The following is a 20897-nucleotide window of genomic DNA, read 5'->3' as shown; positions in this document are numbered from 1 at the left end:
CCTCGCCCCTGACGATGTTCCACTCGGGCGCGGAACGGTCCGTGCGGGCCGTTCGGTCGGCCGTCGCCGGAACGCAGGTCCGCGGACCGCTGCGGCGCCGACGGCGCGCCATGGCCCATCCCGTTTCGGGGCGTGCTGTGGTCCTGGTACTGATGTCCGCGGTCACGGCGCTTCCTCTTCCTTCTCCGCTCGGTCCCGGTTCCTGCTCCGTTCGGGCCCCGTCGGGCCCGGCCTCCGGTGCGGCTCCGGGCTGTCCGGATCGGGTCCCCCTCGGTCGCGCGGGGAAACCGGCCGCGGGCACCCGGTGTCGTACGCGGCCGGACGGGCCGGTTTGCGGAGGCCTCCGGCAGGCCACACGGTGAGGAAGGGTGACCTGGCGCTCCGCGCCGCGGTACGGAACACCCCGAGAGGACGGCGACGATCATGTTCAAGGGCAACGCGAAGGCGAAACAGATCAAGGGCAAGGTGAAGGAGTCCGTGGGAAAGGTGCTGGGCGACAGCTCGGTGCAGAGGGCGGGGCGTCGTGATCAACTGCACGGCAAGGCCCAGGAGATGACGGAGAAGACCACGGCACGCGTGCGCGGGTGGGTCAAGCACTGAGATCGGCTCTTCGGCATCCCCGCCGACCGCGGTGACGGCGAACGGGCGACCGCGGTGGCGGCCAACGCGGCCGTTCGAGGGGCTCGCCGAGTCAGGGGCGAGGTTCACCGGCTCGCCGGCCTTCTTCGCATTCCGCTGCCGTCGGAGCACACGGCCCGCGACTCCCCCGGGCCGTGTGATCCGACGGGCGGCCTCATGAGATGACCGCCTTACCTGGTACTACACATAGCGCCTCTATGATGGTATGAGACATTTTCGCCCGAAGTCGGCGTCCGGTGCGACACCGGTGGCGCTCTGCGACAGCGGAGCCCGCCGAACGATCATCAGACCGGTGACGACGGGCCTCGCTCCCCCGTGGGAGCGGATCGACCGGCACTGAGCCATCACAGCCGGTGAAGGGAGACACCGTGACGGTGGTGTCGCGGTCTGGAAGCGGTCTCGCACCGGGGTTGCGGGACGGCCCAGCCCGGGGCGACGGACCGGGAGTGCGGCGAAAGGCCGGCCAGAGGCTGGGCGGGGAGCGGGAGGAGACGGTCGTGCGAGGTCGGCGAGAGGCCCGGCGCTCGTCCCAGCGGGAGACAAGCGTGTCTCACGCGGAGGACTGATCATGACCGTGTTCGTCTACGCGATCGGCTTCAAGGACCATCCACTGCGCCTCGACGATCTCGACGGCGTCGGACCGTCGCCGGCCCGGCTGCGTACGGTGACCGCCGGTCCCCTCTGCGCGGTGGTGAGTGACGCGCCCGGGGAACTCCCCCTCGGAGAACGGGACATCGACGCCCATAGAAGAGTCCAGCAGCGTCTGATGGCCGACGGCACCATCATCCCCGTGAGGTTCGGTCACACCGCCCCGGACGACGAGGCGGTCCGGCTCGCGCTGGAGGAGCGCGCGGACGACTACGCCGACCGGCTCGGCCGGTTGGAGGGCTGCGTCGAATACCGTCTCGAGGCGTCGCAGGACGAGGAGATGCTGATGCGGGAGATCCTGTCGGAGTCGGAGGCGGCCCGACGGCTCGACGACCGGATCCGGGCCGGCACGGCGGACCCCGACGTGGCTCCGCGTCTCGGCGAACTGGTCACCGCGGAAACACGGGCACGGCAGGAGGCCCTGGCCTCGGGAGTGGTCGAGGCGCTCCGCCCGTTCGCCCGGGAGATCGACTCCGCGCAGCCGGACGGAACGGACTTCCTCAGCGTCGCTTTCCTGGTGGACGAGGAGCACGACGAGCTGTTCCTCGCAACGGAGTTGAGCCTCGCCCACCAGATGGGCGAGGGCTTCGACTTCCGGCTCGACGGTCCGCTCCCCGCGTACACCTTCAGTTGACGGAGCAACGTCAGCCTGAAAAGGAATTCGCCGGCCCGGGTGAGGCCCGGTGCTACGTTTGTCCCGTGCCTTGTACACAGGAAGCGGCTGTGTTCACCGGCTGACGGGCCGGTGTCGCGCGTCCCGTGGGGCCGACGGGGGGAGTCACCGTGCCGGTCACCCAGGTGATCAGCGGTTGCGGGGCGGTCATGCTCATGACCCTGCTGGCGCTGCGTCCGCCGCGGCCGCGGCGCTCGACCCCTTTCACCCTGAGCTTCTTTCTGACGTTCCTGATCAACGAGCAGCCGTTCCTCGCCCTGTACGTGCTGGCGGCCGGAGCGGTGCCCCCTCTGCTGGCCGGAGAGACGGGAACGCGGTCATGGTGGCTGGGCGCGGGCGTAGCCGCGGGCACCGCGGCCGGAGTGCTGTGGCTCGCGGTGCGGACCCGCACCGCCCGGCCTCGGCTGACCGCCGCGCTGCGGCGGGCCCTCGGACCGCAGGCCGTGCCGCAGCGTCGGCGACACGGCCTGCGGCGGCTGGTGCGTCTGCTGGTGCTTCCGCTGATCTCCTACCGGTTCACGGTGCGGCGTGCGGCCGACGTGCGTTACGGCGACGGGGGCCGCGGTCATCTGCTGGACGTGTACCTTCCCCGGTCAGGAACGCGGAGCGCGCCGGTGCTGGTCTACCTGCACGGCGGAGGATTCCGCTTCGGCAGCAAGATGATCGGCGCACGCCCCCTGTTCTACCGGCTCGCCGGCCGCGGCTGGGTGTGCGTGAGCGCCAACTACCGCCTCGGCCGCGGCCTCGACCACGCCGACCGGCTCGCCGACGCGCGGCAGGTCCTGCGGTGGGTGCGCGAGAACGCCGCCGCCTACGGAGCCGACCCGACGGCGGTGTTCCTGGCAGGCGGCTCCGCCGGAGCTCATCTGGCCTCCATGACCGCGCTCACCGCGCCGAGTGTCCCGGATCCGCCGGACGGCGAGGAGCGCGACACCGCGGTGGCGGGGGTGATCGGTTTCTACGGCTACTACGGGCAGGCCGACAGCCGCGCCGACTCCACCCCGCTGGCACACCTGCGCCCCGACGCCCCGCCGTTCCTCATCGTCCACGGCACGCTGGACACACTCGTCCTGGTCGAGGACGCCCGCCAGTTCGCGTCCGAGCTCGGACGGGTCTCCACCCGGCCGGTGGCCTATGCCGAACTCCCGGGCACCCAGCATGCCTTCGACCTCTTTCCCTCGCTGCGCTTCCACGCGGTCACCGACGCGGTCGAGGACTTCACGGCCTGGGTCCGCGCCAACGGCCCCGCCGCTCCGACGGATCGGGGTACGACGTCCCCCGGCCAGGACGGTGATCCGCCCCCGCGCCGCTAGCTGCCTCACCCGCCGTCCTCCCCGGCACGGGATTCCCGTGCCGGGGAGGACGGCCCGCCCCTGGCTGAAACCGACCCGCTTGACGAAGACCCGACCGCCCATTCCGGGTGCGTTCACACATGCGCCGTTTCCGGTACACACGGTGTGACTGTGATGAGTCCGGCACTCGCACCTCACCCTGAACTCCCGGGAGACGTCCATGTCCAGACGCTACGTCAGGTCAGCAGCAGCCCTTCTCACCGCCACCGGAGTCCTGACCGGCGTGACGGCCGCCCAGCCCGCCGCCTTCGCCGACTCCCACCGGCGGTCCGACACCCGGCACGTGCTGCTGATCTCCGTCGACGGACTGCACCAGTCGGATCTCGCCTGGTACGTCGCCCGGCACCCGGAGTCCGCGCTGGCGCGACTGGTGGGCGGTGGCGTGGAGTACACCCACGCCAAGACCACCACGCCGTCCGACTCCTTCCCCGGGATGGTGGCCCAGGCGACCGGCGGCGGCCCCGGCACCACCGGCGTCTACTACGACGACACCTACAACGCCGCGCTGCTCCCGGCCGGAACCACCACCTGCAAGGGCGCCAAGCCCGGCGTCGAGGTGGACCTCACGGAGGACCTGGACAAGAACCAGGCCTCCATCGACGCCGGGCAGGGCCTCACCGGTCTGCCGGACAGCGTCCTGACGATGACCGGCAACCCGGCGAGCCTGATCAACTCCGCGAAGCTGCCGGTCAGCCCCAGGACCTGCGAGCCGGTCTACCCGCACGCGTACCTCAAGGTGAACACCATCTTCGAGGTGGCCCGCAAGGCAGGTCTGCGCACCGCGTGGTCGGACAAGCACGCGGCGTACGAGATCCTCAACGGGCCCTCGGGCACCGGCATCCAGGACCTCTTCACGCCAGAGATCAACAGCGCCGCCCTCGGCTACGCGGCCGGCAACGACTGGACCACGGACAACCGGGCCACCGAGCAGTACGACGGCTACAAGGTGAAGGCCGTCCTCAACGAGATCGACGGCTACGACCACAGCCGCACCCACAAGGTCGGCACTCCGGCGGTCTTCGGTCTCAACTTCCAGTCGGTCTCCACCGCGCAGAAGCTGCCCACCTCCGACGGCCTGAAGGGCGGTTACACCGCCAAGAACGTGCCCGGACCGCTGCTGGCGAAGAACCTGGACTTCGTCAACGCCCAGATCGGCGCCCTGACTTCGGAGATCGCCGAGCGCCACCTGGCAGGCAGCACCACGATCGTCCTGTCCGCCAAGCACGGCCAGTCGCCCACGGACCCCGCCGCGCTCACCCGGATCGGCGACGGCCCGCTGCTCGACGGCCTCAACGCCGCCTGGAAGAAGCTCCACCCGGCCGCCGGCGACCTGGTCGCGCACAGCGTGGACGACGACGCGATGCTCCTCTGGCTGACCGACCGCTCCCAGGCCGCGGCGGAGTTCGCCAAGTCGTACCTGCTGGCACAGAGCGGCACCGGCACCGACATCAACGCCGCGCCCAAGGCCTTCACCCACGGCGGGCTCAGCAAGGTCTACGCCGGGAGCGCCGCGGCGCGTTACTTCCACGTCGAGACCGGCGACGCCCGCGTCCCGGACCTCCTCGGCCTCGCGCAGTACGGCGTCGTGTACACCGGCGGCACCAAGAAGATCGCCGAGCACGGCGGCTCCCACTCCGACGACCTCGACGTCCCGCTGGTCGTGTCCGGCGCCTCGGTTCCGGACGGCGTGCGCGACTCCGCGAGCGTGCGGACCACGCAGATCGCGCCCACGATCCTGAGCCTGCTCGGTCTCGACCCCCGCTCGCTGGAGGCCGTGCGCGAGGAGCACACCGCCGTACTGCCCGTCCGCTGACCGACGGTCGCAGCCGGACAGGGGGCCGCCCGGGTGACAGTCACCCGGGCGGCCTCGTGCGCGGAGCGGGGTCAGCCGTTCGGGCCGGCCGGGGTCGTGGTCGTCTTGAAGCCCTCGGTCCTGTTGGCCTGGACGGCGAACTCGTTGGTGAACGTCTTGCCGAGGTCCACCGCACCCTTCACGTTGCCGACCAGCTTCTCCGTCGCCAGAGAGGTCCTCGGACCGCCCGCGGGCATGAGACCGTCCGGAAGGAACTGGCCCTTGTCCTCGTTGAGGGCCGCGATGTAGTCGGCCTTCGTCACCAACTGGTTCGACACGAACGTCTGCGGCAGCTTGTCCGCGATGTCGGCCGCGCTGTGGGTGTTGATCCAGTGCATCGTGGCGACGAGCGCGTCGACGACCTTCTGCACCGTGTCCTTGTGCGCGTCGACCCACTCGGTACGGGCGAGCACGCCGGCGGCGGGAAAGGCCCCGCCCATCGCCGCCGTGGCACCGTCGGTGGTGGCCAGGTCCACCGCGGACGCACCGACACCCTTCTTCTGGATCGCCGCCACGGTCGGCTGGGTCGTCATGACGCAGTCGACCTTGCCGTTCTGCAGCGCGGCGATGGCGGTGGAGCCCGCGCCGACCCCGATCCGGTGGTACTGGCTGGTCTTCACGCCCTTCTTGGCGGCCAGGAACTGGGTCAGGGTGTCGGTGCCGGAACCCAGGTCGGTGACGCCGAGGGTCTTCCCCTTGAAGTCGGCGGCCGAGTGGACCCCCGATTTCGCGCTGCACATCTCGCGCTCGCCCGGCGCGCCGGAGAGCTGGACGACGTCCTCGACGGCCTTGCCCTTCGCCTGGAACTCGATCGTGTGGTTGTACCAGGCGCCGGCCATGTCCACCTGCCCCGAGGCCATGGCCGCCTCGGCGCCGACACCGCCGTCCTGCTCGGTGCTGAGCTGGACGTCGACGCCGTACTTCTTGTAGTAGCCGAGGCTCTTGGCGAGCTGGTACGGCAGGTAGATCTGCTTGTCGATGCCGCCGACCATCATCTTGACGGTCGGCGTACCGCCGGAGCCGCTGCCCGCGGTGGTGCTAGCGGAGTTGCCGGAGCAGGCGCTGACCGCACCGAGGGCGAGAACGGTGAGCAGGGACGCGGCGACAGCGACGGGTCGTCTGGACATGGCTGGTCACTTTCCTTTTTCTGAGGACGAGCAGGGAGGTACGGACTGCGGGGTGGGACGGGCAGGTTTGAGCGCCGAGGGGCGGAACAGGCGGGGTGGAGCGGGAAGGGGTGGAACAGGCGGCGACGGCGGTCAGATGGTGCCGGCGGCCTCGGACGGGGCCGGCGGGCGCCAGGACAGCAGCCGGTGCTCCAACTTGCCGATCAGCCACTCGGCGCCGAGCACGATGACCGAGATGACGAGCATCGTGGCGAAGACGCCGTCGGGGTCGAAGTTGTTCTGCGCGGTCTTGATGACCAGGCCGAGACCGCTCTGCGCGCCGAGTACCTCGCCCACCAGCGCGCCGACGATGGCGAAGCCGAAGGCGCTGTGCAGGCTGGCGATGATCCAGGTGAGTGCCGAGGGCACGGTGACGTGCCGGATGATCTGCAACTGCGAGGCGCCGAGGACCTTCGTGTTGGCGAGGATGTTGCGGTCGACCTCACGGACGCCCTGGAAGGCGTTGAAGAAGACGATGAAGAACACCAGCACCGCGGCGAGCAGGATCTTCGGCAGCGTGCCGATGCCGAACGCGACGATGAAGATCGAGCCGAGGACGATCCGCGGGATCGCGTTGACCATCTTGATGTAGGGGCCGAGCACGTCGGCGAGGAAGCGGCTCTGGCCGAGCGCGACGCCGACGATCACTCCGGTGACGGCCCCGAGGGCGAAGCCGACGAGCGCTTCCTGGATCGTGGTCCAGATGTTGGCGTAGAAGGACCCGAACTCGGTGCCGTTCCGGAAGAGTTCGACGAGCCGTCGGGCGATCCCGGACGGCTGCCCGAAGAAGAACTTGTCGACGATCCCCCAGGTGGTGAAGGCCTGCCAGCCGCCGATGACGAAGGCGGCGAGACCGATGCGGCCGGCCCACACCAGCAGGGCGCGCCGCCGGACGGCGCGTTTGGCGGCGGTCCTGGCGGAGGCCTGTGGGCCGTCCTCGACCCGGGCGGTGGAGACGGTGGACGTCGTACTCATGCCGTACCTCCTGCGGTGCGTGCGTAGGCGCGCTCCACCTCCTCGCGCAGGCAGTCCCAGATCTGGTGCTGGAGTTCGATGAAGCGGGGCTGGAAGCGGATCTCCTGGACCGCGCCGCGCGGCCGGGGCAGGTCGATGTCGAAGACCGCCTTGACCGAGCCGGGGCCGGACGTCATGACGACGACCCGGTCGGCGAGTGCCACGGCCTCGTCGAGGTCGTGGGTGATGAAGATGACCGACGGGCGTATCTGCTCCCACAGGCCCAGGAGTTCGGTCGACATGATCGCCTTGGTCTGTACGTCCAGGGCGCCGAACGGTTCGTCCATGATGAGGATCTCGGGTTCGTTGATCAGTGCCGCGGCCATCGCCACGCGCTTGCGCATCCCGCCCGAGAGCTGGTGCGGGTAGCGGTCCTCGAAGCCCGTCAGGCCCACCCGGCGCAGCCAGTCGCGTGCCGAGGCCCGGGCCTTCTGCTTGGGCACCCGGCGGAAGACCGGGCCCATCAGGACGTTGCCGAGAACCGTCTTCCAGGGCAGCAGCGCGTCGGTCTGGAACATGAAACTGACGCCGTCGGTGACGCCGTCCACCTCGCGGCCGCCGACTTTCACCGAGCCCTCGCTGGGCCGGTCGAGCCCGGACACCATGCTCAGTGTCGTCGACTTGCCGCAGCCGGTCGGGCCCACCACCGCGCAGAACTGGCCCGGCTCCACGGTGAACGACACGTCCTGCAGCGCTGTGAACACCTCGCCGGCAGGAGTCAGAAATCGTTTGGTGAGTCCTGAGATCTCGACGCGCGCACTGTCCCGGCCGGTCTTCTCGGCGTCGGGGCTCGGCGCGACATCGTGTCGCGAAGCCATCTGATGCGGTCTCCCTTCCTGACCTCGGTGGTCGAGGAAGGCAGACGCTAGAGATCGCCCGGTGTTACGTCGCGGTTTCAGACGTATCCCGCGTTAGTCGTGTTAGCAGGGGTTCTGCTCGTTCTGCTCAGCGGGGCGGGGGTAGGCAGTACGACCTCGGTGGGTCACAATCACGCCACCACGGGTACGGCGAAGGGGCCGGGCCCGGCAGCACGACAAGGGCTGAGGCACCTGTGATGCCCATCCGTATACGGATGATCGGTCGCGGCGGGAAGGGGAGGCTCTCCGCGCGGATTCTGGCCAACCAGCTGGCCATCCTGACCCTCACCGGAGCCATCGGCTTCGTCCTGTTCGCGTTCGCCCAGCGGGACCAGATCGACCGTGCCTACGAGCAACGGGCCGTGGCCATCGCTCGGACCACGGCCGCCGATCCGCAGATCCGGCGGGCCATGCAGTACGGCGGTGGCGGCGACGTCGTGCAGACCGTCGCCGAACGGATCCGCGGGGCGTCGGGGGCGTCGTACGTGGTGGTGATCGACCTGAAGGGCATCCGCCACTCGCACCCCGTCCCGGGGCTGATCGGCGAGCCGGTGGGCGACCCGATCGTGGTGCTGGACGGCCGTTCCCACATGGGCTCCGACCAGGGCGCCACCGGGCGGTCCGCCAACGGCAAGGTTCCGCTGTACGGGCCCACGGGCGCGCTGGTCGGCGAGGTTTCGGCCGGCCTCCCCGAGCACGACGTGCTGGGCGAGCTGTGGCGGGAACTGCCCACCTTCGGCCTCTATGCCGCGATCGCCTTCGCGCTCGGCTCGGCGGCGGCGTTCCTGCTGGCCAGGCGGCTGAAGCGGTCGACCTTCGGACTGGAACTGGAGGAGATCGCCGGACTGCTCCAGGATCGCGAGGCCATGCTCCACGGCATCCGGGAGGGCGTGATCGCCTTCGATCCCGACGACCGGATCACGGTGGTCAACGACGAGGCCCGCACCCTGCTCGGTCTCGGCACGGCGCTCAGCAGCAGGCTCGACGAGGTGTTGCCGGAAGGGCGGCTGCGCCGCGCCCTGGACGGCACCCTGACCGGCACCGACCTCAGTGTGCTGACCGACGACCACTGCCTGGTCGTCAACCGGATGCCGGTGACGCTGCACGGCCGTGAACTGGGCGCGGTGGTGACCGTACGCGACCGCACCGAGCTGATCGGGCTGCTGCGCGAACTGGACTCGGTGCGCGGGCTGACCGACGCCCTGCGCGCCCAGCAGCACGAGTTCACCAACCGGATGCACACCGTGGCCGGTCTGCTGGACATCGGCGACCGCGACGCCGCCTACGAGTACGCCGTCGAGTCGGCCGGCGCCGACCAGGCGCTGACCGAGTCCGTACGCGAACTGATCGGCAACACACTGCTCGTGGGGCTGATCGTCGCCAAGACCACGGTGGCGGCGGAGCGCGGGGTGCGGATCGTGCTCAGTGACGACTCCGCTCTCGGCGAGGATCCGCCGCATCTGCGCCGGCTGCTGACCATCGTCGGCAATCTGCTGGACAACGCGATCGACGCGGCGTCCGGCGGACCGCCCCCGGCGGGTGGCCGGAAGGTGCTGCTCTCGCTGGTCGAGGCGGTCGACCGGGTGATGGTGCGGGTCGCGGACAGCGGCCCGGGAATTCCGCCGGGCGCCGCCGAGTCGATCTTCGAGGACGGCTGGTCGACCCGGCCGGCCCGTGGCACCGCCCGGCGCGGGCTGGGGCTGCCCCTCGTCCACCGGCTGACACAGCGTCACGGCGGCACGATCACGGTCAGCGAGGGGCCGGGCGCGGTCTTCACGGTCGTCCTGCCGTTGCCGGACGTCACCCCCGAGCCACGGGACGCACAGTTCACGACGGCCTCACCGGCGGGAGGTGACCGCTGATGATCCGGATCCTGGTGGTGGACGACGACTTCCGGGTCAGCCACATCCACTGCGACTACGCGTCCCGCGTCGAGGACTTCGAGGTGGTCGGACGGGCGGCGACCGTGGCCGGGACGCTGGAGGCGGTGCGCACCCTCCGTCCCGACCTGCTGCTGCTCGACGTCTTCCTGCCGGACGGCAGCGGGCTCGACGTGCTGCGGCAGCTCAGCGGAGACGAGGGCGGCGCCCGCCCCGACGCCATCATGATCACCGCCGACCGGGACATCACCTCGGTGCGGACCGCCATGAAGCTCGGCGCCGTGGGCTACCTGGTCAAGCCGTTCGGCTCGGCCGACCTGGCCGAACGCCTCACCGCCTACCGGGAGCTCCAGCACCGCGTGGACGCCCTCGGCCAGGCTCCCCGCACCGATCAGGCCGACGTGGACGCCCTGTTCAGCGCCGTCCGGCCACCGGCCGTCCCGCGGGTACCGGCCAAGGGGCACTCGGCGCCGACCCTCGCCCTCCTGCACCAGATCCTGCGAACCGCCCGCGACGACCTGTCCGCGGCCCAGGCCGCCGAGCTCACCGGCGTGTCCCGGGCCACGGCCCAGCGGTACCTCTCGTACCTCGTACGGGAGGGCATGGTCCGCCTGGAACTCCGCTACGGCGCGACCGGCCGCCCCGAGCACCGCTACCGGATACTCCACTGATCCGGGCGCCGGCGTCCCGCCCCGGCAGGTGCGGGACGCCGGCCCGTGCCCGGCGGACTACGACCCAGCCGCGTGCGGTTCCCTCACCACCGCGATCTCCCCGGGCTCCACCCTGACCGAGCCCGACAGGGGCTTGCCCGTGAGGAGTTCGGTGCATCCGGGCGGGACGGGCATCTCCGCTCCCTCTCCCGCGTGGTCGATGCAGAAGACGTAGTCGGCGTCCCGGCCACGTCGGCGGACGGTTTCCACGCCCGGGGGCACCTCTCCGGCGTCGGTGACTCCGGCGTCCGCACGGATGCGGGCCAGCAGGGCGGTGAGGGTGGCCGGGTCGGGAAGGGTCGCCAAGTACCAGGCGGTGCCCGGCCCGTGGCTGTTTCTCGTCACGGCCGGGACACCGGCCAGGGGTCCGTCCGTGTACGTGGCGACCGGCTCCGCGCCGTTCAGACGCACCCGTTCCGACCACAGGGTGGACGTGGCGCCCGGGGGCACCTGCCCGGTCAGGCCGGCCGACTCGCCGGGGAGGAGCGGGAAGAGCTCGTCGCTGCGGATGCCGAGGACCTCCCGGAAGGCTCCCGGGTAACCGCCCAGTCTTATATGGCAGTTCTCGTCCACGGCGCCGCTGTGGAAGCCGATCGCGAGGGTGCCGCCGCGCTGGACGTGGCCGGCCAGGTTCGCCGCGCCCGCCTCGTCGACGAGGTAGAGACTCGGGGCGAGGACCAGGCGGTAGGCGGAGAGGTCCGCGTCGGGGCGTACGAAGTCGACGGCCACGCCGGAGCGCCACAGCGGCTCGTACCAGGCACGGACGAGGTCCTGGTAGCGGAGTTCACCGCTCGGCTGGGAGGGCAGTTCCAGCGCCCAACGGGCGTTCCAGTCCCAGACGATGGCGACTTCCGCCGTGCCGGTGCTGCCGCGCACCTCGGCCAGGGCTCTCAGGTCGGCGCCGAGGCGGACCACGTCCTGCCAGATGCGGCTGTCCGTGCCCGCGTGCGGGAGCATCGCCGAATGCCACTGCTCGGCGCCCGCCTTGGCGGCCCGCCACTGGAAGTAGGCGATGCCGTCGGCGCCGTGGGCCACATGGGACAGGGCGTTGCGGCGCATCTCCCCGGGACGCTTGGCGCGGTTGACGGGCTGCCAGTTCACGGCGCCGGTGGAGTGCTCCATGAGCAGCCACGGTCCGCCCGCCAGCGACCGTGTCAGGTCGCCGCACAGGGCGACGTCGATCTCCGAGGCCGGGTCGGCGGACATGAGGTAGTGGTCGTTGGAGACGACGTCCAGTTCCGGGGCCCACCGCCAGTAGTCCAGCGCGTCGAAGGTGTCCATCACCATGAAGTTGGTGGTGGCCGGTGTCGACGGAGCGGCCGTGCGCAGGACGTCACGCTCCGCCGTGTACAGCGACAGGAGTTCGTCGGAGCAGAAGCGGCGCCAGTCGAGCTGGTGCGTGGGGTTGGGGACGGCGCCGGTGGCGCGGGGCGGCAGGATCTCGTCCCAGTCGTAGTACCACTGGCTCCAGAAGGTGGTGCCCCAGGCGTGGTTGAGGGCGGCCAGGTCCTCGTAGCGCTGGCGCAGCCAGCGCCGGAAGGAGTGGGCGCTGGTGTCGCAGTAGCAGGCCGCGTTGTGGCAGCCGTACTCGTTGTGGATGTGCCACATCACCACGGCCGGGTGCGTCGCGTACCGCTCGGCGAGGGCGCCCGTGATGCGCAGCGCGGCCTCGCGGTAGGCGGGGCTGCTCGGGCAGAACGTCTGCCGGCTGCCGTACGACAGCGGGCGGCCGTCCCGGTCCACCGGCAGCGCCTCGGGGTGCGCCCGGAAGAACCACGCGGGCGGCGCGGCGGTCGGAGTGGCCAGGTCCGCGGCGATGCCGTTCTCGTGGAGGAGGTCCAGGAGTCGGTCCGTGCGGGTGAAGTCGTAGGTCCCCTCCGAGGGCTCCAGGAGCGCCCAGGAGAAGATGCCGACGCTGACCATGGTGACGCCGGCCTCGCGCATGAGGCGCATGTCCTCGGCCCAGATCTCCTCCGGCCACTGCTCGGGGTTGTAGTCGCCGCCGTAGAGGATGCCGGGGATCGAGAGGGTGCGTTCGGGGGTCATGCGGTCCCTCCCGAGGACAGCAGGCGGCGGGTGGTGGCCACGCCCCACCCGTCGAGGGACAGCAGGCGGTCGCTGGAGGCCATCAGGCCGCCGGTGGCCTCGACATGGGCGGCCCAGCGTTCGCGGGTCTCCACGGCGGGGCGGGCCATCAGGCAGTCGGGGTCGTTGATCCATAGCCGCCGGTGCTGCCATTGGCGGCCCGTGCCGGTGAACTCGGCCGCGTCCTGGCCGGGTTGGCTGTAGTCACCGGCCTCGGGGCGCCGGTGCGGTGCCGTGTCGGGGCTGACCCGCATCGCGTCGAACAGGCCGGTGGACGGGAGGATCGGGGCGCCGCAGCCGAGCAGGTAGGCGTCGGCGCCGATGGCTTCACGGATCAGGGCGATACCGGCACGGTAGGCGGTCAGCGCGTCGGCGCCCGAGTGCCGTACGCCCTCCAGGGCGCCCGCGTAGAGGAAGTCGGTCTTGAAGTAGTCGTATCCCTCGGCGCGCAGGGTGGCGAAGACGTCGGTCAGATAGGCCCCGGCGTCGGGGTGCGTGGCATCGAGGGTGTACAGGTCGTGGTCCCAGTTGTGGCCCGCGTGCACGGGCGCGCCCTCGGAGTCGTGGACCAGCCAGTCCGGGTGCCGGGCGGCGAGTTCGCTGTGCGGGGCCACCAGGAACGGCGCCGTCCAGATGCCCGCCCGCCGGCCGCGCGCGCGGATGGCGTCGGCGAGGGCGGCGCGGGAGCGGAAGCGGCCCGACAGGGTGAGCCAGTCGCCGAGCGCGCTCTGGTAGCCGTCGTCGATCTGGACGACGTCGACGGGCAGGTCGAGGGTGTCCATCGCGCCGAGGTTCTCGTGGATGTCGTCCTCGGTGACGGCGGTGAAGTACTCGTACCAGGAGCACCACACGGTCGGTGCGGGCCGCGGGGCGGGCAGTGCGAGTGAGTCGGCCCAGGCGGCGAGCGCTCCCTGGATTCCGTCCGGTCCGGGGTGGGCCGATTCGGTGACGGGGCCGTCGGCGCCGACCTCGGCACGGCCGTCCCGGACGGTCAGCCGGATCGAGGGGACCGAGGTGGCCGGGTCCGTCGCCGCCCACAGCCGGACCGGGGAGCCGTCGCCCGCGTCCAGCGCGAGCAGTCCCTCGCCCTGGAAGGTGGCGGGCGGCACGGTGCGGCCGGGCCGGTAGCAGACCGTCGCCCAGTTGGCGTCGGCCGGGCGGTGCGGGGTGTCGTCGAGGGCGTAGGAGCCGCTGGGGCTCCAGGACTGCCAGCCCTCCTCGTGGACCCGTGCGGTGCGCGGGTCCACGGGCACGGAGCCTACGGGGGTGAAGGATTGAGGCACGTCGTTCTCTTTCACGTGAAGCCGCCTGAGTCTCTCAAGTGGAGCCGTCTCAGCCCTTGTTGGCGCCGAGGGTCAGACCGCTGACGAACTGCCGCTGGAGTACGAAGTACACGACGAGCGTGGGGATCGCGGTGAGCAGGGCGCCGGAGGCGACGAGGTTGGGGTCCGTGAAGTACTGGCCGGAGAGGTTGTTCAGCGCGGAGGTGATCGGCATGTTCTCGCCGGTCGAGATCAGGACGAGGGCCCAGAAGAAGTCGTTGTAGATCCAGATCGACAGCAGGGTCGCCAGGGCCGCCATCGCGGGCTTGCACAGCGGCAGGGTGATCTGCCAGTACAGCCGCCACACCGACGCCCCGTCCACGAGGGCGGCCTCGGTCAGCTCGTGCGGCAGCGAGCGCATGTAGTTGCTCAGCACGAACGCGCAGAACCCGGACTGGAACGCCACGTGGATCAGCACCAGGCCGAGTGCGGAGTCGTACAGCTTGCCGCTCGCCGTGATGCCCGGCAGATCGGTGAGCAGGTACATCCGGTACAGCGGGGTGATGATGACCTGCTGCGGGAGCAGGTTGCCCGCCGTGAAGACCAGCAGCAGCGCGAGATTGAGGCGGAAGTCGAAGCGGCTGACGTAGAAGGCGACCATCGACGACAGGAACAGCGTCAGCAGGACGGCCGGCACCGCGATCAGCAGTGTGTTGACGAAGTAGTGCGTCATGTCCGACTGTTCGAACGCGTTCTTGAAGTTGTCGAAGTTCAGTGTGTCCGGCCAGGACACATAGCCCTTGGCGCTGGTCTCGCCGTACGGGCGCAGGGCCGAGAACATCGCCCACAGCAGCGGGGCGAGCCAGGCCAGGGCGGTACCGGCGAGGAAGACGTGCAGCAGCACGCGGGCGGGACGGACGGGCGCGCGCCGAGCCCGCCCGCCGGCCGCGAGGGTGGGGGCGCTCACGATCGCCGCTCCTTCCGGAAGGTGGCCACCAGATACGGGATGATCACGACGAGCGAGATGACGAGCAGGACCACCGCGATCGCGGAGCCGTACCCGATGCGGCTGGACTCGCCGATGATGTTGTTGGTGACAAGGATCGAGAGCAACTCGGTCCCCTGGGCTCCCTTGTTGAAGACGAAGACCAGGTCGAAGGCGCGCAGCGCCTCGATGATGGTGACGACCAGCACGACCGTGTTGGTGGGGCGCAGCGTCGGGAAGATGACGTTCTTGAACGTCTGCCACTCGCTGGCGCCGTCCAGCGCGGAGGCCTCCCTGAGGGAGGGATCGATCCCCTTGAGGCCGGCCAGGTAGAGGATCATCATGTAGCCGGTGTGGCGCCAGGAGGCCGCGACGAGAACGGCCCACAGGTTGAGATGGGGATCGCCGATCCAGTCGATGTAGTGGCCCGGCTTGTTGGCGCCGATGAGGCTGTTGATCAGGCCCGTGTCCGGGTTGTAGACGAGCTGCCAGACGAAACCGATGCAGGCCATCGAGATGACCACCGGCAGGAAGAACGCCGTCTGGTAGAAGCGGCTGAAGCGGATGTTCTTGTCGAGCTGGGTGGCCAGGAAGAGGCCGAGCGGTGTCGGGATCAGGATGAGGACGACGAACCAGATGACGTTGTGCTGGACGGCGGGCCAGAACTGCGGGTTGTCGGAGAAGAGTTGATGGAAGTTCTGGAGGCCCACCCACTTGATCGAGTCGAACCCGATGCCGTCCCAGGTGGTGAAGGCGAGGGCGATGGAGGCGAGGGCGGTGACCCAGACCAGGGCCACGTGCAGGACCGTGGGTACGCCCGCCATGAGGGCGAGCGTGAACCGGTCACGGCGGGTCAGCAGGCGGCGGTGGCCGCGTGCGGCCCGCTTCGGCGCGGAGGCAGCGCCCGGAGGCGGCACACTGGCCGCCTCCGGGGACTTCGTCGTGGTGTCGGTGGTCATGATCTCGTTCACGCGGTCGCGAAGATCTGCTTCTTCTGGCGCTCGATCGAGGACAGCAAGCTGTCCACGCCCTTGGGGTTCTGGAGGAACTTCTGGAGTCCGGGCTGCATCACCGTCGAGGTGAAGTCCGGCCGGGAGTCGCGGTCCATGAACTGAGTCAGGGTCTTGGCGTTGCCGATCATGTCGAACGCCTTCTTCTGGAGCGCCGAGTACGCGGAGGTGTCCGCCTTGCTGGAGGCGGCCACCACGCTCGGGTCGCCCTTGAGGTAGAGCTCCTCCGCGGCCGGGCTGCCCATGTACTCAAGGAGCTTGAGGACGCCGGAGTGGTTCTTGGGGGCCTTGCTGACCATGAGGCCGTCGGTGGGGGCCTCCACGGTGTCCTGGCCGTACGCGGAGTTGATCTCCGGGAAGGGGAAGAAGTCGAGGTCGTCCAGGTCGGCCTTGTTGGTGAACTGCTGGGCCACGAAGGTGCCGAGGAGGTACATGCCGGCCTTCTTGGCCACCAGCGTCTGCGCGGCGTCCTGCCAGGTGCGGCCCATGAAGCCGTCCTGGTGGTACGGGAGGAGTTCGGCCCAGTGATCGAAGGCGGCCTTGACCTTGGCGTCGGTCCAGGAGGCCTTGCCGGCCATGAGCTGGACGTGGAAGTCGTAGCCGTTCAGGCGGAAGTTGATCTGGTCGAAGGTGCCCATCGCGGGCCAGGCGTCCTTGTCGCCGAAGGCGATGGGGACGAGCTTGTCCTTCTTCATCTGCTTGCACAGGGCGACGAGTTCGTCCCATGTGGTGGGGACCTTGTAACCGTACTGCTGGAACACGCTCTTGCGGTAGAAGACCGCCCACGGGTACGTCGTCATCGGAACGAAGTAGTACTTGCCGTCCTCGCCCTTGCTGAGCTTCTTCATCGCCTCGGGGAAGTTGTCCCCGATCTTCGCCCACACGTCGTCGATGGGCGTGGCGAGCTTCTTGGCCGCGAAGAACTGCATGCGGTACCCGGCGAACCAGTTGAAGACGTCGTCCGGCGTGCCCTGCAGATACGAGTTGATCTGCTCCTGGAAGGTGTTGTGGTCCTTCGTGTTGACGTCGACCGTGATGCCGGACTGCTTCTTGAAGTCCGCGTAGACGTCGGCGAAGGCCTTCTTCGGCACGGCGTCGGACGCGTTGGAGCCGACGGTGACCGTCTTGGGGTCCGACGCGGTGCCGCTGCCGCCGCAGGCGCTCAACAGGGGCACGCCCGCGCCGAGGGCGACCGCGCCGCCGATTCCACGGATGAGGGTGCGACGGCTGGGCGTTGGGGCGGACAGACCCGAGAGGGGAAGGTGCATGACGGCTCCTGAGGGCAGGGTTCGGTCGAGTTGGACGGCGGGGAGGCCGGAAATCGATCAGAAACCAACTCGACCGAACAACGTGGGCGTAATGACAGCCGTATGTCGTCACCGCGTCAAGACCTCGCACTCGCCTTACCCGAAACGTGACCGACATGTCACGGACTACCCACATGGGCCTCGGCAAAGGAGCGGGTGCGACCAGCGCGGCCGTCGGGCCCATCGCCTCGCCCGGTGCGCGAACCCGCACGCGGCGGACTGATCGACCAGATCAAAGATGTTGGCTTTTGCGACGCAGCCACCCAAAAGCAAACAGTCACTGGTTGAATTTGTTTACAGGCAGCGCAAATCGGCGAGGGGACCATTCCCTGCCAAATGCGGCAGACTGATGACGGGTCGGGGGGCCACGGACCCCCGGTCGGCGTTCGTCCGCCACTCAGTCTCGCGCAGCGTAATCGATTACGCCACGGCCCTTCGACTATCGATCCGGCAAAGGCGCGCAAGGCAACAGGCGCGCCAGGGACGGCGGTTCGCGGCCGTCGGAGGGCCGCGCGCGGTCAAGAAGGCCGCGGCCGTCAGACCGACGCGCGCGCCACGAAGCCCGCTGCGACCCGCACGGTCCTGCGCAGCGTCCGGCCGTCGATCTGCTCCAGGAGGAGCTCGGCGGCGACCCGGCCGACCTCACGCGCCGGGTACCGGATGGTCGTCAGCCGCGGCCGGACCAGCGAGGCGAACTCGATGTCGTCGTGCCCCATCAGAGACACATCGCCGGGGATGTCGAGCCCGAGGCGTTCGGCCGTGTCCATCGCGCCGACAGCCGTGATGTCGTTGCCGCACAGCACCGCTTCGGGCCGGTGCCGGGCACGCATCAGGCGTTCGAACCCCTCCGCTCCCGCCTCGCGCGTGTGTTCGCCGTGGACGATGTGCTCCTCCGCGATACGCAGCCCCGCCTCGGCCGCGTGCTCCCGGACGCGCTCCAGGCGCGGATCGCCGCCCGCGGCGTCCAGCGGCCCCGCGATCACACCGATGCGCCGCCGGCCGGTGGCCGCCACATGCGCGAGCGCCTCACGGACCGCGGCATCGGCATCGGGAGTCACCAGGTCGACATCGCCGAAGCAGACGTCCGCGCTGACCACCGCCGGAATCCCGGCGGCACGCAGCACGTCGAAGGCGTCGGTGGCCAGCCGGAACGGCGTCATCACCACACCGGCGAACCGCTGCTGCACCGCCTCGTCCAGCAGCGCCTCCTCCTCGTCCCGCCGCGCCCCCGTACTGCTCACCAGGACGTGGTAGCCGCGGCCGCGCAGTTCGTCCTGGATCGAGCGGGCGAGCAGCGCGTAGAACGGGTTGGCGATGTCGGGCACGACGAGGGCGACCATCGTGGACTTGCCCGTACGAAGACTGCGGGCGACGGGGTTGAGACTGAAACCGAGCCGCTCGATGGCGGATTCGACCGCCTTGCGCGTTTCCTCGGTGACCGGGCGTTTTCCGCTCAGCACATACGAGACGGTCGCGGACGAGACTCCGGCGGCCCGCGCCACCTCACTCATGGTCACCCGCTGCCGCATCCGCGTCCGCCCCTTCTCCGACCGCCACCCTACCGGCGCCCTCCGTGTCCCGGAGGTCCCGGCCGGGCGTGACCCACTCCGCGTCCTCGCAGGTCCGCGCCCTTCACCGGGCGGGACGCTCGCGGTCGCCGCTCGCGACACACGCGTCAGGCACCCGGCCGCCGGAACCGTCCCGGCGAACCGGCCCGGCGGTCGGCGGCACCACTCACCCTCCTCGAAATGACCCCAATCCGGCCAATCGTCAACGAAATACGCATAGTCACCCGATGGCGGAGGTCCGTGATCCGGAGGGGCCTCGGCTCCCGACTCGTGGCCAAAGGCGACCATACTGGGAGGGCACACCACACCCCACCAGCAAAGTGACTCATGCCGAAGTCCTCCACAGACCGTCCCACCGCCCCGGAAACAGTCTGGCTGGCCTCCGGGCGCCATACCGGCCCCGCCCCGCAGCAGGCCCTCCGGGAGCACCTGCGGGAACTGAAAGACAGCGAAAGGATCCAGGACTTCCTGGAGAAGGAGAACGCCGAGACGCCGGACGGCCACGTGTTCGAGGCGCGCTGGTTCGTCGACGACGACGTCACCGTACGGGCGCGGCTCGCCACCGACGGCCGTGAGCATGTGGACGGCGAGCGCCACTGGACGCTGGCGGCCGAGGCGGAACGGCCCTGGGATTCCGCGTGGCCCTCGCCCGCCGCCCTGCTCTGGCCCGAGCGGAGCGACTTCTCCTGGGATCGTGACGCCGCGGCCGGGCTGCGGCTCCAGGACATCAACCCGCTGCCGAAGGACGACGCGGTACTGCGCCGCCTGATCAAGGACTCCGCCCGGCACAGCTGGAGCATCAACGTCGTCGTGCACGAGGCCATGACGCCCGACGTCGAGGGCCGCCTCCCGCTGGCCCGGCTGCTGCCGCCGGCCCTGCGGCACCGGGTCGTCGAACACCGCGCCACGCCCGAGCAGTTCCACGCGGTCAACTGGGCGCTGGGGGACCTCGGGACGTCCGTGCCGCGTGGCGGGGCCGTCATCCTGTCCGGCACACCCTCCCGGGTCGGGTTCGACGAGCAGGCCTTCCGGGTGCGCAGTGTCTTCCTCGACGGTACCGAGCCGACCGAACTCCTGGACAAGGTCCTGGAGTTCGCCGCGCTGCCCTGGCCGCTGCCGGACGACGCCGCGGCGGCTGTCACCTCGCTCCGCGAGGACTGGAGTCTGCTGACCCTCGAAGAGGAACTCGCCCACGCGCGGACCCTGGTGGCCTCGTATTCCGAGGCCCTCGACGCCATGACCAAGTCCCGCGACCTGTACCGCGAGGCGACCGAACTCGCCCACGCGGCACTCGCCGAGATGGCCGAGTACCGCGACGCGGCGTCCGCTGTACGGGGCTCCGCGCCGGGACAGGACAAGCACCCTCTGACGAAGACGTTTCAGCGTGTCACGGACTCGCTGCTGTCCCGGCGGGCACCTCGGGTCGAGGCCCACCTCCAGGAAGCACGCCAGAGCGAGGAGCGGGCCCGCGAGGCGTCCGGGTGACCACCGCGGGGAGGACGGCGCGCCCGCCGATCCGCCCCCGCGCACGCCTCAGGGACGCGCGCCCGGCCTCGTACGGCCGGACCGGCATCGTAACGTCGGCCCCGGCCGCGCACTCGCTCCTCGGGTGGTCGGACCGACCGCACGTGCGGTCGGAACAGCCGCGCATACCGTCGGCCCCGCCCCGCACCCGGGCTTCCGTCGGGCGCCGTGCGCCGGAGCTGTCGTGCGGGATGCGCGGATCCGGCACACGCCTCGTGGCGGATCTGACACGCTCCCGGGTCTTCCGTCACCCGCCGCGCACCGGGGGTTCCGTCGGGCGCCGTGCGCCGGAGCTGTCGTGCGGGATGCGCGGATCCGGCACACGCCTCGTGGCGGATCTGACACGCTCCCGGGTCTTCCGTCAC

At 70.3% G+C, this 20897-nt stretch carries 16 protein-coding genes; 7 read left to right on the top strand and 9 right to left on the bottom strand.

Going from position 1 to position 20897, the window contains the following annotated elements; genetic code table 11:
- Positions 1-423: 423 nt before the first annotated feature.
- From ACIQRL_RS26665 to ACIQRL_RS26650, 4 genes are all read left to right on the top strand, one after another.
- Complete coding sequence (locus tag ACIQRL_RS26665) at positions 424-600, top strand: CsbD family protein (protein ID WP_401336055.1); 177 nt, start codon at positions 424-426, stop codon at positions 598-600.
- 607 nt (positions 601-1207) lie between these two features.
- Positions 1208-1921: a GvpL/GvpF family gas vesicle protein gene (locus ACIQRL_RS26660; protein ID WP_401336052.1), complete on the top strand. Its 714-nt coding sequence runs from the start codon at positions 1208-1210 to the stop codon at positions 1919-1921.
- Positions 1922-2070: 149 nt separating this feature from the next.
- Complete coding sequence (locus tag ACIQRL_RS26655) at positions 2071-3273, top strand: alpha/beta hydrolase (protein WP_401336049.1); 1203 nt, start codon at positions 2071-2073, stop codon at positions 3271-3273.
- A 199-nt stretch (positions 3274-3472) separates the two neighbouring features.
- Positions 3473-5125: an alkaline phosphatase family protein gene (locus ACIQRL_RS26650; protein WP_401336046.1), complete on the top strand. Its 1653-nt coding sequence runs from the start codon at positions 3473-3475 to the stop codon at positions 5123-5125.
- A gap of 71 nt (positions 5126-5196) precedes the next feature.
- On the opposite strand, the gene ACIQRL_RS26645 is transcribed toward ACIQRL_RS26650, so the two are convergent.
- From ACIQRL_RS26645 to ACIQRL_RS26635, 3 genes are all read right to left on the bottom strand, one after another.
- Positions 5197-6291 carry an ABC transporter substrate-binding protein gene (locus ACIQRL_RS26645; RefSeq protein ID WP_401336043.1) on the bottom strand — a complete coding sequence of 365 codons (1095 nt, stop codon included), beginning with the start codon at positions 6289-6291 and terminating at the stop codon, positions 5197-5199.
- A 132-nt stretch (positions 6292-6423) separates the two neighbouring features.
- A complete protein-coding gene (locus ACIQRL_RS26640; protein WP_401336041.1) occupies positions 6424-7305 on the bottom strand; it encodes an ABC transporter permease in 882 nt (293 codons plus the stop codon).
- Positions 7302-8162, bottom strand: coding sequence for an ABC transporter ATP-binding protein (locus ACIQRL_RS26635; protein WP_401336038.1), 861 nt, complete (start codon positions 8160-8162; stop codon positions 7302-7304). The genes ACIQRL_RS26640 and ACIQRL_RS26635 overlap by 4 nt, the downstream gene beginning before the upstream one ends.
- Positions 8163-8398: 236 nt before the next feature.
- On the opposite strand from ACIQRL_RS26635, the gene ACIQRL_RS26630 reads away from it, so the two are divergent.
- Complete coding sequence (locus ACIQRL_RS26630; protein WP_401336035.1) at positions 8399-10063, top strand: ATP-binding protein; 1665 nt, start codon at positions 8399-8401, stop codon at positions 10061-10063.
- Positions 10063-10752, top strand: a complete 690-nt coding sequence (locus ACIQRL_RS26625) for a response regulator (protein ID WP_401336032.1) — start codon at positions 10063-10065, stop codon at positions 10750-10752. Before ACIQRL_RS26630 ends, ACIQRL_RS26625 begins: the two co-directional genes overlap by 1 nt.
- Positions 10753-10809: 57 nt before the next feature.
- Here the strand turns inward: ACIQRL_RS26625 and ACIQRL_RS26620 are convergent, their stop codons facing one another.
- The 6 genes from ACIQRL_RS26620 to ACIQRL_RS26595 form a co-directional block, all read right to left on the bottom strand.
- Positions 10810-12837: a beta-galactosidase gene (locus ACIQRL_RS26620; RefSeq protein ID WP_401336029.1), complete on the bottom strand. Its 2028-nt coding sequence runs from the start codon at positions 12835-12837 to the stop codon at positions 10810-10812.
- Positions 12834-14159, bottom strand: coding sequence for a glycoside hydrolase family 36 protein (locus tag ACIQRL_RS26615; protein WP_401336027.1), 1326 nt, complete (start codon positions 14157-14159; stop codon positions 12834-12836). Before ACIQRL_RS26615 ends, ACIQRL_RS26620 begins: the two co-directional genes overlap by 4 nt.
- Before the next feature lie 49 nt (positions 14160-14208).
- Positions 14209-15105 (bottom strand): carbohydrate ABC transporter permease, encoded by an 897-nt coding sequence (locus ACIQRL_RS26610; RefSeq protein WP_401336024.1) that lies wholly within the window; start codon positions 15103-15105, stop codon positions 14209-14211.
- Positions 15102-16082 (bottom strand): carbohydrate ABC transporter permease, encoded by a 981-nt coding sequence (locus tag ACIQRL_RS26605; protein WP_401336472.1) that lies wholly within the window; start codon positions 16080-16082, stop codon positions 15102-15104. The genes ACIQRL_RS26610 and ACIQRL_RS26605 overlap by 4 nt, the downstream gene beginning before the upstream one ends.
- A gap of 8 nt (positions 16083-16090) precedes the next feature.
- Positions 16091-17401 carry an ABC transporter substrate-binding protein gene (locus ACIQRL_RS26600; protein ID WP_401336021.1) on the bottom strand — a complete coding sequence of 437 codons (1311 nt, stop codon included), beginning with the start codon at positions 17399-17401 and terminating at the stop codon, positions 16091-16093.
- Between the two features lie 575 nt (positions 17402-17976).
- Positions 17977-18951 (bottom strand): LacI family DNA-binding transcriptional regulator, encoded by a 975-nt coding sequence (locus ACIQRL_RS26595; protein WP_401336018.1) that lies wholly within the window; start codon positions 18949-18951, stop codon positions 17977-17979.
- Between the two features lie 384 nt (positions 18952-19335).
- Here ACIQRL_RS26595 and ACIQRL_RS26590 point away from each other — a divergent pair, with 384 nt between their 5' ends.
- Positions 19336-20493 carry a hypothetical protein gene (locus ACIQRL_RS26590; RefSeq protein WP_401336016.1) on the top strand — a complete coding sequence of 386 codons (1158 nt, stop codon included), beginning with the start codon at positions 19336-19338 and terminating at the stop codon, positions 20491-20493.
- The last annotated feature ends 404 nt before the right edge of the window (positions 20494-20897 follow it).

The organism is Streptomyces sp. NPDC091209 (genome assembly GCF_044757755.1).
Taxonomy (GTDB): domain Bacteria; phylum Actinomycetota; class Actinomycetes; order Streptomycetales; family Streptomycetaceae; genus Streptomyces.
This window is presented reverse-complemented; position numbering and strand designations above follow the sequence as displayed.